We start from the raw sequence: 9,932 nt of genomic DNA, 5'->3' as shown, positions 1-9,932 counted from the left end.
CCGGCCGGACCTGCCACGGCCCCCGGGGCCGCAGGGGCACCCGGCCGGCCCGGTGCCCCCGATGGTCCGAACGCCCCGGGAGCGCCCACCGGACCTGTTCCGCAGTCCGGCCCTCCGCCTCGGAGCGGGCCTTCGGGTCCGGTCCCGCCTTCCTGCCCGGTCCCGCCTTCGGGTCCGGTTCCGCGTCCGGGGACGACCGGCCCCGTGNCGGGCCCCGCCGGCCCGCGCCCGACGGGACCCGGTGGTGGTCCTGTTGGCGGCCCGAACGGTCCTGGTGGCCGCCCCCCTGCGGGACCGGGGAGCGGTCCCGTGGCCGGTCCGGGGGGACCCGTACCGCCTCCGGACGCGGCCCGGCTGCACAGCGGTTCGGTGCACTCCGGCCCCGCCGTTCCGCCCGCCGACCCACCGCGGACGGAGGACGCCGGCGGGAAGAAGCGGCCCCGCAAGCCCCTCCTGGTGGGCCTGGCCGTGTTGGCCGTGCTCTTCATGGTCATCGGTTCGGGCGCGACCTACATGGTGATGGACCGGCTCGGGGACACCACCGTGGAGCCGGGAGGGGTCGACGATGCCGCCGCCGACGCCTCCAGCCCCGAACCGTCGCCCACATCTTCGCCCAGCCCCACACCCACCCCGACGGAGGAGCCCACCGGAGAACCGGCCGGTGAGCCCTCGGACGACCCTTCCGAGGACCCATCCGCCGACCCCACCGAGGGTGTCGAGGACGGCGAGACCATGCTCACCCGCATGGAGCCGGTGGACAACGACTCGTGGGACCCCTCCGCCGAGCGCGTCGAAATCGACGGCGAGGTCTACAACCGTGCTCTGTTCTCGGAGGACTGCGGTGCCCATATGTCTTGCGCGGGGTGGGCGGAGTACAACCTCAGCCGGAACTGGGACACCTTCACCACCTCCGTCGGCATCACCGACGAGTCCGCTTCCGGAGAGACCGCCACGTTCTCCGTCCAGGTCGACGGTGAGACTGTCGCGACCGAGAGCACCGCTCTGGGCGAGCTGGTGGAGATCGAGGTCGATGTCTCGGACGCGCTGCGTATGCGCGTGGAGGTGGAGACCGACAACAGCGACGTCTTTCCGGCGTGGACCGACCCGACCCTGCTCCAGGACTGACGCGGATCCGGGCCTACCGGTGGTCGGAGGGGCGCTTCTGCACGGACCCGTGACGGTTGTCCACAGGCAGAGGAAAAAGCACTGGTTCTGTGGATGTGGCTCCGTGAGAATGCAGGTGTGCTTCTGACGATCACGACCACGCAGACCCCGTCCGCCCCCGCGAGCGACCTCGGTTTCCTGTTGCACAAGCATCCGGACCGGGCACAGAGTTTCGAGCAGTCCTTCGGCACGGCGCACGTGTTCTACCCCGATGCCGGGGACGAGCGCTGTACCGCCGCGCTCCTGCTCGAGGTCGACCCGCAGGCACTGCTGCGTACCCGCGCGTCGGTGAGCACCCCCGATTTCGCCCTCGCCCAGTACGTCAACGACCGGCCCTACGCCACGTCGTCGCTGTTCACGGCGGCGCTCGGCCGGGTCATGCGCACGGCGCTGCGCGGCCGCTGCGAGCAGCGCCCCGAGCTCGCCCGCACGCCTCTGCCGCTCGAGCTCCACCTGCCCGCGGTCCCGTGCCGCCCGGGCCCCGAACGCGCCCGCGCCCTGTTCGAGCCGCTGGGGTGGACGGTGCACGCCGAGCCGGTGCCGCTCGACCCCGGGCTGCCCGGCTGGGGCGACTCCCACTACCTGTCGCTCACCCTCACCGGCACCCTGCGGCTGTCGGAGGCGCTCAACCACCTGTACGTGCTGCTGCCCGCCATGGACGGGGGCCGCAAGCACTACTGGGTCGACGAGAGCGAGGTCGACAAGCTCCTGCGGGCCGGCGGGGTCGTCGATGCGGCGGAGGAGGACCTCGGCGGAGCCGCCGAGGAGCCCGGGTGGCTGGCCACCCACCCCGAGCGTTCCTGGATCACCCGGCGCTTCCTCGACCGTCGTCAGCGCTACGTGCGCACGGCGCTGGGTCGGCTGCGGGAGGCCGAGAGCATCCTCCGCACCGAGGCCGAGGACGACCCCGCCGTCGAGGAGTGGGAACCGAACCTGGGCGAGCAGCGCATCGGTGCGGTGCTCTCCCTGCTGCGTTCCGAGCAGGCAGAGAGCGTCATCGACCTCGGATGCGGCAGCGGAACGCTCCTCACCCACCTCGTGCGCGAGCCCGCACTCCGCCGCGTCACCGGCGTGGACGTCAGTACCGGTGCCCTCGCCCGCGTGCGCGAGAGCCGTGCGGAGCTCCTCGTGGGCTCGGTCGTGCACCGGGATCCGCGGTTCCGGGGCCACGACGCCGCCGTTCTGATGGAGGTGATCGAGCACCTGGACCCGTCGCGGCTGCCCGCCGTGGAGGAGGTCGTGTTCGGCGACGCCGCACCTCGTCTGGCCGTCGTGACCACACCCAATGCCGAGTACAACACCCACTACGAAGGCCTGGCCGAGGGCGCCTTCCGCCACAGCGACCACCGGTTCGAGTGGACGCGCGCCGAGTTCGGGGCCTGGTCCGACCGGGTCGCGCAGACCTACGGGTACACCGTCCGGCGGCTTCCCGTGGGCCCCGACCACCCCGACACCGGAGCACCCACCCAGCTGGCCGCCTTCACCCGCCACAGCCCGGAAGAGAGGGCAGGTTCATGACCACCGACAACACCGGCACCGAGCCGCGCGTCCTCGGGGTCCCCGAAATGGGGCTCGTCCTGCTCATCGGCGTCTCCGGGTCCGGCAAGTCGACCTTCGCCGCGCAGCACTTCCTGCCCACCCAGATCGTCAGCTCCGACGACTGCCGGGGCCGGGTCAGCGACGACCCCGACGACCAGTCCGCGAGCGCCGACGCGTTCTCGCTCCTGCACACGATCGTCGACATCCGGCTGCGCCGCGGACTGCTCACCGTCGTCGACGCCACCAATGTGCAGCGCCGCGCCCGCGGTGAGCTCGTGCGTATCGCCAAGGCCAACAACCTCTTGACCACCGCGATCGTGCTCGACGTGCCCGAGGCCCTGGCCCGCGAACGCAACGAGGAGCGCCCCGACCGCGACTTCGGGCCGCACGTGATCCACCGCCAGCGGCGCGACCTGAGGTCCTCGATCAAGCGGCTCGACAAGGAGGGCGTCCGCAAGGTGCACGTGTTGCGCGGGCCCGACGAGATCGCCCGCGCCCGCATCGGCCTCGAACGACCCTGGCCCGACAAGCGCGAGCTCACCGGGCCCTTCGACGTCATCGGCGACGTGCACGGCTGCCGCTCCGAACTCGAGACCCTGCTGGAGCGCCTGGGTTACGCACTCACCCGCGACACCCACGGCCGTGCCGTGGGCGCCCGCCACCCCGAGGGTCGCACCGCCGTGTTCGTCGGCGACCTCGTCGACCGCGGTCCCGACAGCCCCGGAGCGCTGCGCCTGGCCATGAACATGGTCGACGACGGCGATGCCCTGTGCGTGCCCGGCAACCACGAGAACAAGCTCGTACGTGTGCTCAGGGGCCGTACCGCCCGCCTCACACACGGCCTCGACCGCACCGTGGAACAGCTGGAGAAGGAGACCCCCGAGTTCCGCGACCGGGTGCTGGCGTTCTGCGACGGCCTGGTGAGCCACCTCGTGCTCGACGGCGGAAGGCTCGTCATCGCTCACGCCGGGCTCAAGGAGGACTACCACCTGCGCGCCTCCGGGCGGGTGCGCTCCTTCGCCCTGTACGGCGACACCACCGGTGAGAGCGACGAGTACGGGCTGCCCGTGCGCCTGCCGTGGGCGCGCGACTACCGGGGCCGGGCCGCCGTCGTGTACGGACACACCGTGGTGCCGCGCGCCGAGTGGCTCAACAACACGCTGTGCATCGACACCGGGTGTGTGTTCGGCGGGGAGCTCACCGCGCTGCGCTGGCCCGAGAAGGAGACCGTTGCCGTGCCGGCCGAACGCACCTGGTTCGAGCCGGTGCGTCCCGCGGTGCCCGAACCCGCGGCCGACGGCCCGCCCCCGGCGGTCGTCGACGTACGAGACCTGGGCATCGACACCGGGCGCGGCCTGCACGTGGAGACCCCGGACGGTGCCGTGCGCACCGACGAGGGCAGTACGCTGGCCGCATTCGAGGCGATGAGCCGCTTCGCCGTCGACCCGCGGTGGCTGTTGTACCTGCCGCCGACCATGGCTCCCGCGCCCACCGCGGCCTCTCCCACACTGTTGGAACACCCGGCGGAGGCGTTCGCCGCGTTCCGGGGGGCCGGGGTCGGACAGGTCGTGTGCCAGGAGAAGCACATGGGTTCGCGTGCCGTGGCCGTGCTGTGCCGGGACGAGGCCGCAGCCGAGCGCCGCTTCGTTCCCGGCGAGCTGGGCGCGGTGTACACCCGCACCGGGCGACCGTTCTTCCCCGACACCGATGTGGGGCGGGAGGTCGTCGACCGGCTGAGGGCCGCCGTCACCGACGCCGGTCTGTGGGACGGCCTGGGCACCGACTGGATCGCCCTGGACGGCGAGATGCTGCCCTGGTCGGCCAAGGCGCACGGGCTGATCCGTGACCAGTACGCGTCCGTGGGGGCCGCCGCGCGGGCCTCGCTGCCTGCGGCCCGGGACGCCCTTGCCGCGGCCGCCGCGCGCGGGGTCGGCGTCGAGGCGCTCCGGGGGACCGTCGAGCGGCGCATCGAACAGATGGAGGGCTTCAGCCGGGTCTATCGCCGGTACACCTGGGACACCGACGGGGCCGCCGGGCTCCGGTACGCACCGTTCATGGTGCTGGCCTCCGAGGGGCGCGAGTACTCCGGCGCCGACCACCTGTGGCACATGGCGATGGCCGAGAAGCTCGCCGAGGTAGGCGCCATGGTGCACCCCACCCGATACCGGACCGTGGACACGACCGACCCGCGGGACTGCGACGCCGCAGCCGCGTGGTGGACCGACCTGGCGGCCGCCGGGGGAGAGGGCGCGGTCGTCAAGCCTGTCGTGGGCGCCGGTGCGCGGGGACGAAAGGGTCTGACGCAGCCCGGGCTCAAGGTGCGTGGGCCGGAGTACCTGCGCATCGTCTACGGCGCGGACTACACCGACCCCGAACGCCTGGCCGTGCTGAAGGAACGCCGGAACCTGGGGCGCAAGAACGGCATGGCGATGCGCGAGCACAAGCTCGGCCTGGANGGGCCCCCCAGCCGGTCTTCGCCGCGCTCGCGCTGGAGAGCGAACCGGTCGACCCGCGGTTGTGACACCCGCTCACCAGGGGATACGGAGCTTGCCCTCTGGTGATCGGGTGGGCCCGCGGCTGCGCCGGCCCTGGTTGTCCAGGATGTTGGCCGCCAGTTTCGGTGTCCGCAGGACGACGCTGCGGTCGACGATCTCCACCTGCTCGAGCTGTTCTTCGATCGCCGCCTCCAGACGGCTCACCTCGTTGATGTTGCGCAGCCAGACGTTCAGAACGATGTTCGTGGGACCCACGGTCACGAAGACCGTCCTGATCTCCGGCAGACGGCTCAACAGGGACGCCACCCGCTGTACGCGTCCGGCCGGTACCCGGACGAAGTACCAGGCGCTGATCGGCCACCCCGAGGCCGAACGGCTGATCTCCGTCCTGAGCACCGCCCGCCGGGTCCTGATCAGCCGTGCGATCGTCTCGCGGACCCGCCGGACCGGGGCTCCGACACGCTTCGCGATCTCCGTGGCCGAGGCGCGGCCGTCCAGAACGAGTTCGGCACAGATCGCCGACTCCAACTCCGACAGGCACGACCAGGGCACCGGCTGCGACACGGGCTCCGGAGGATCCTCGGAGAGCCGGGCGACCTGGTCCTCGGTGAGCTCGCGGAGCCGCCACGCGCTCGCGTCCGTCAGGATCCCGGCCAGGACGTGGGTGCGGACCGACCGCACGCCGTCCAAGCGGGCGATCGTGTCCAGCGCGTAGTCGGCCAGCGCCTCGTGGTCCGCCCCGACCACGGTTACCAGGAGGTCGCGTCCCCCCGCCGTCACGTCGATCGTGAAGCACTCCGGATCCCGGACGAGTTTCTCCGCGACGGAAGTGGTGGTGCCGGCGCACTCCACCTCGACGACGGCGCTCGAACCGGTCGGTGCAGAGGTGTCCGGGTAGGCGGTGACCCACACGAGCCCGGCCTCCTGCAGCCGGGCCCAGCGGCGGGCCGCGGTCACCTCGCCGATCCCCAGGATCGCGGCGACCTTGCTCCACGTCGCACGCGGCTGGATCTGCAGGGCGTTGACGATCCGCCGATCGAGTTCGTCGACTGCCGTTTCCTTCATCGATCACCAGGTTAAGTACTCGATCCTGCATTTCCTAGGCCTGCAGTTGCCGGGCGTCCGATACTCGTCGCCATTCAGTTCGCAGCCAGGATCGAAGAGGTTCTCCATGACACCGGAAGAGGCCAGGGAAAAGGCGGGAACGCGCGTCGACGGCGCCCGGGACACCTTGCTCGAGCTCGGTCGGGCCCTGCACGCTGACCCGGAGACGGCCTTCGAGGAATACCGGGCGGCAGAGCGGGTCGGTGCGCTCCTCGGCGGGGCCGGCTTCACGGTGAAGACCGGCGTGTACGGTCTGGACACCGCGGTCGAGGCCACGTTCGGCTCCGGGGACCTGCGGGTGGTGGTCTGTGCCGAGTACGACGCCCTGCCCGGTCTCGGCCATGCGTGTGGGCACAACATCATCTCCGCCGCCGGGGTCGGCGCCGCCCTGGGCCTGGCCGAGGTCGCCGATGAGCTCGGTCTCACCGTCGTCCTGCTCGGTACCCCCGCCGAGGAGCACGGCGGCGGCAAGGTCCTGATGCTCGAGGCAGGGGCATGGGACGAGGCCACCCTCTCCCTCATGGTCCACCCCATGCCGGGCCACGACATCTCGGGCCGGGCCTTCACCGCGCAGGCCGTCGACCGCTTCCGGGTGACCTACTCGGGCGCGGCAGCGCACGCGGCGGCCGCGCCGAGCCAAGGTGTCAACGCGGCCGACGCGGCAACGGTCGCCCAGGTGGGTATCGGTCTCCTGCGCCAGCAGCTGCCCGACGACGTCCGGTTGTCGGCGAACGTGGTCCGTGCTGGGGAGGCCACCAACATCATCCCGGCCGAGTCGGTGATGGAGGCCGAGGTCAGGGGCTACGACCTGGACACACTCGAGAATGTCAAGAAGCGCATGCTGGCCTGCTTCGAGGCGGGGGCGATCGCCTCGGGCTGCGACTGGGTCCACGAGGAGACCGAGCCGCGTTACGAGAACGTCGTCCAGGAACCGGCCCTGGCCGAGCTCTGGGACGAGAACCTCCGGCGTACGGGACGCACCATCCGTCCCCGTGAGGGGTCCGGCGGCGGCTCGACCGACATGGGCAACGTGTCCCACTACCTGCCGTCCATCCACCCGACGATCGCGGTCCTCGGGGCCTCGGCCGCGCCCCACACCACCGGGTTCGCCGAGGCCGCGGGCACGGCCGAGGGGGACGAGGCAGCGCTGGACGCAGCCAGGGCCCTCGCCTGGACGGTCATCGGCGCAGCGAGCGATCCCGGAACCAGGGAGGACCTCCTGGAACGCCAGGACCACCGGAGCCCCTACCGGAAGGAGCGGCACCGCTCGGAGGGACAGTGCTGAGCCGGCTCCCGGACCACCTGAAGGACTGGCGGCTGCACGCTGCGATCCTGGCGATCGTGCTGATCGCGGAGTTCATCGGTCCGCTCTCGCTCTCGATCGGTCCGGGAATGCTGCCGATCCTGCCGATGATCTACGCGTTCCTCCTGGGCATCGCTCTGCTGTTCACCCCCGTTGTGAATGAGCGGCAGTCGAAGAACGCGCAGCCGATCACCAACGCCATCATCCTGATCCTCGTCGCGAAGGTCAGTCTGAACATCGGCCCTGCGCTCGACATCATCGTGCAGGTCGGTCCCGCCATTCTCCTGCAGGAGATCGGCAACCTCGGGACCGTGCTGATCGGTCTACCCCTGGCGCTGCTCCTCGGTGCCAAACGGGAAGCCATCGGTATGACCTTCTCCATCGCGCGGGAGGGCAGCCTGGCCATCATCAACGACAAATTCGGTTTCGATTCCCCGGAAACCAGGGGTGTCTTCTCGGTCTACCTGTTCGGGTCGATCTTCGGGGCCGTCATCTTCGGAATGATGGCGAGCGTGCTCGCCGCGTTCACCCCGCTGGACCCGTTGGCGCTCGCGATGGCCGGCGGCGTGGGAAGCGCGAGCATGATGGCGGCGTCGAGCAGCTCATTGAGCGCCCTGTATCCCGAGATGGCGGGGGAGATCCAGTCCCTGGCTTCGGCCGGCATGATCCTGTCCATCGCCACCGGGTTCTTCATGGCCATCTTCATCGCTCTGCCCATGGCAGAACGGATGTACGGGCTCCTCACGAGGAAGAGATCAAGGGCGACCGCGGAGGAAGAGGACGTGAGGGAGTGATGAGGCGATGACACGTCACGTTCGCGACATGGTTCTGGCCTTCGTGGTGGCGGGCCTGGTGATCGCGGTCGGGAACTGGGTCGGTTACGAGACCGTGCCGACCGAAGCGCTGCCGGGGCTCTTGCTCGTCATCGGCATTTCCCTGGCCGGGGTGGGGGTGCAGAAGGTCCTCCCGGGGAACATCCCGACGGTTCTGTACGTGGCCGTCATCGCCATCGTGCTCTCCCTGCCCGTCACGCCGGGTTCCACGCAGATGATCGCGTGGGCCGACGCCATCGACGTACAGGCGATCACGACCCCGCTGCTCGCTTACGTGGCCATCGGGGTCGGGTCGTCGCTGGCGGATTTCGCCAAGCTCGGCTGGAAGAGCGTGATCGTGGGCTCCGGGGTCTTCCTGGGCACGTTCCTGGGGTCGGCGCTCATCGCGGAGGTCGTACTGCGCCTGCAAGGGGTGGTCTGAGGGCTGTGCGTGACCTGCTTCCCCGTTCGCAGGGGACGGGTGGTGCGCGGCACCGCTGCGGTGGCTCGGGGCAGGGGCGCGGGGCATTGCCGTGTTGCCTCGGGGGTGGGGTTCGTGGACGGGCGGGGGCGCGGTCCCTGGTTCGGCCGCCGGTTTTCTCGCGGACCGTTTCGGCGCATCGTTCGTCGGGGCGTTTGGACCGGGGTCGTGTGGCCGGGGTGGGGGCGGGGTTTGTGGTGGGCGGTCTGTGGTTGAGGCCCTGTGGGGGGCGGTTTGTGGTTGGGGTGGGTGGTGTTCGTCGTCGGGTCGAGCGTAGCCCGGCCGGGGCCTGCCGCAACCCGCGTCGGCGCCACCCCCTGTTCGTTGGTCTGGGTGGGGGTGTGTCGGAGTTCTGCGGGGTTGTTCTCGGCGCCTCGGGGTGTGCGGTCCGCCCCTTTCCCGGGCTGGACCGCTCTCGCCGACGAACACCCTCCGGCCCGCCCCGCAACCGAAAAGGTGTGGGGTCCAAAAGCAGACCCCCTGGGGTGGCCCCATTGCGACCAACGCTTGCGGCGTGCGGGTGGTGGCTCGCTCCTGCGGAGGCAACGGCACGCCCCGCGCACTCCCGGCGGGGCATTGAGTGTCGGGGGCGCGTGGGTGTGTGGCCGCCCTCCGGGCCCCGCTGCCGACTGGGCCTGGCCTGAGCCGGGGGCGCACACCGCTTCGGAGATTCTCTATCTGTGTGGCGGGCGGAGCGTGGGCACACTTTATCCCGTTCCAGAATACCCCGGAAAACCATCGCCGTGGAGTTATCCACAGACCATTTCCTGCGGTGAATAGGACGCCCGCAATCGGGTTTTATCCGTGGCCGTGGGGCCGTAATGGGTAAGGGTTGTGTGGTCTTTGAGGTACTCCCCTTTTCCAGGGTTTCCCGCTTATTGTTGAATCATGGCGAACAACACCGCAGACCCCACCGACACGGCCCCGGGCAGTGCCCCGAACGCGGCCGTGTCCGCCCTGGTGGCTGCGGTGCAGACCTTCACCGCCACCCTGGCCGGGGAAGTGCCGTTCGGTGCGGCCGCAACGGTGTTGGA

Annotated in this window: 6 protein-coding genes and 1 pseudogene; 6 read left to right on the top strand and 1 reads right to left on the bottom strand. The window is 70.7% G+C overall.

Annotated features, from left to right (window positions below; all coding sequences use genetic code 11):
- Positions 1-309 precede the first annotated feature (309 nt).
- The 3 genes and pseudogenes from D474_RS33970 to D474_RS29915 all read left to right on the top strand — a co-directional run bounded on the left by D474_RS33970 (position 310) and on the right by D474_RS29915 (position 5,224).
- Complete coding sequence (locus tag D474_RS33970) at positions 310-1,125, top strand: NPCBM/NEW2 domain-containing protein (RefSeq protein WP_026118758.1); 816 nt, start codon at positions 310-312, stop codon at positions 1,123-1,125.
- Between the two features lie 117 nt (positions 1,126-1,242).
- The gene (locus D474_RS0124065) at positions 1,243-2,682 is read left to right on the top strand and encodes a 3' terminal RNA ribose 2'-O-methyltransferase Hen1 (RefSeq protein WP_026118757.1); all 1,440 of its coding nucleotides are present in this window, start codon (positions 1,243-1,245) and stop codon (positions 2,680-2,682) included.
- Positions 2,679-5,224 (top strand): annotated as a pseudogene (locus tag D474_RS29915) (polynucleotide kinase-phosphatase). The gene D474_RS0124065 and the pseudogene D474_RS29915 overlap by 4 nt, the downstream one beginning before the upstream one ends.
- Before the next feature lie 7 nt (positions 5,225-5,231).
- On the opposite strand, the gene D474_RS29910 reads toward D474_RS29915, so the two are convergent.
- Positions 5,232-6,263, bottom strand: coding sequence for an Lrp/AsnC family transcriptional regulator (locus D474_RS29910; protein ID WP_017616040.1), 1,032 nt, complete (start codon positions 6,261-6,263; stop codon positions 5,232-5,234).
- Positions 6,264-6,369: 106 nt separating this feature from the next.
- On the opposite strand from D474_RS29910, the gene D474_RS0124050 reads away from it, so the two are divergent.
- The 3 genes from D474_RS0124050 to D474_RS0124040 are packed head-to-tail and all read left to right on the top strand — an operon-like array spanning position 6,370 to position 8,859.
- Positions 6,370-7,587: an amidohydrolase gene (locus D474_RS0124050; RefSeq protein ID WP_017616039.1), complete on the top strand. Its 1,218-nt coding sequence runs from the start codon at positions 6,370-6,372 to the stop codon at positions 7,585-7,587.
- Entirely contained in the window at positions 7,581-8,399 is an 819-nt protein-coding gene (locus D474_RS0124045; protein WP_017616038.1) for a DUF3100 domain-containing protein, read from the top strand. Before D474_RS0124050 ends, D474_RS0124045 begins: the two co-directional genes overlap by 7 nt.
- A 7-nt stretch (positions 8,400-8,406) precedes the next feature.
- The gene (locus D474_RS0124040; protein ID WP_017616037.1) at positions 8,407-8,859 is read left to right on the top strand and encodes a hypothetical protein; all 453 of its coding nucleotides are present in this window, start codon (positions 8,407-8,409) and stop codon (positions 8,857-8,859) included.
- Positions 8,860-9,932 lie beyond the last annotated feature (1,073 nt).

Source organism: Nocardiopsis salina YIM 90010 (genome assembly GCF_000341025.1).
Classification (GTDB): Bacteria; Actinomycetota; Actinomycetes; order Streptosporangiales; family Streptosporangiaceae; genus Nocardiopsis; species Nocardiopsis salina.
Note: the sequence above shows the minus strand (reverse complement) of the source record. Positions and strands in the feature narration are given on the sequence as shown.

Excerpts from the sequence above, each read along its gene's own strand:
- D474_RS0124040 (WP_017616037.1), top strand. The coding sequence starts at position 8,407 with ATGACACGTCACGTTCGCGACATGGTTCTGGCCTTCGTGGTGGCGGGC.
- D474_RS0124050 (WP_017616039.1), top strand. The coding sequence starts at position 6,370 with ATGACACCGGAAGAGGCCAGGGAAAAGGCGGGAACGCGCGTCGACGGC.
- D474_RS29910 (WP_017616040.1), bottom strand. The coding sequence starts at position 6,263 with ATGAAGGAAACGGCAGTCGACGAACTCGATCGGCGGATCGTCAACGCC.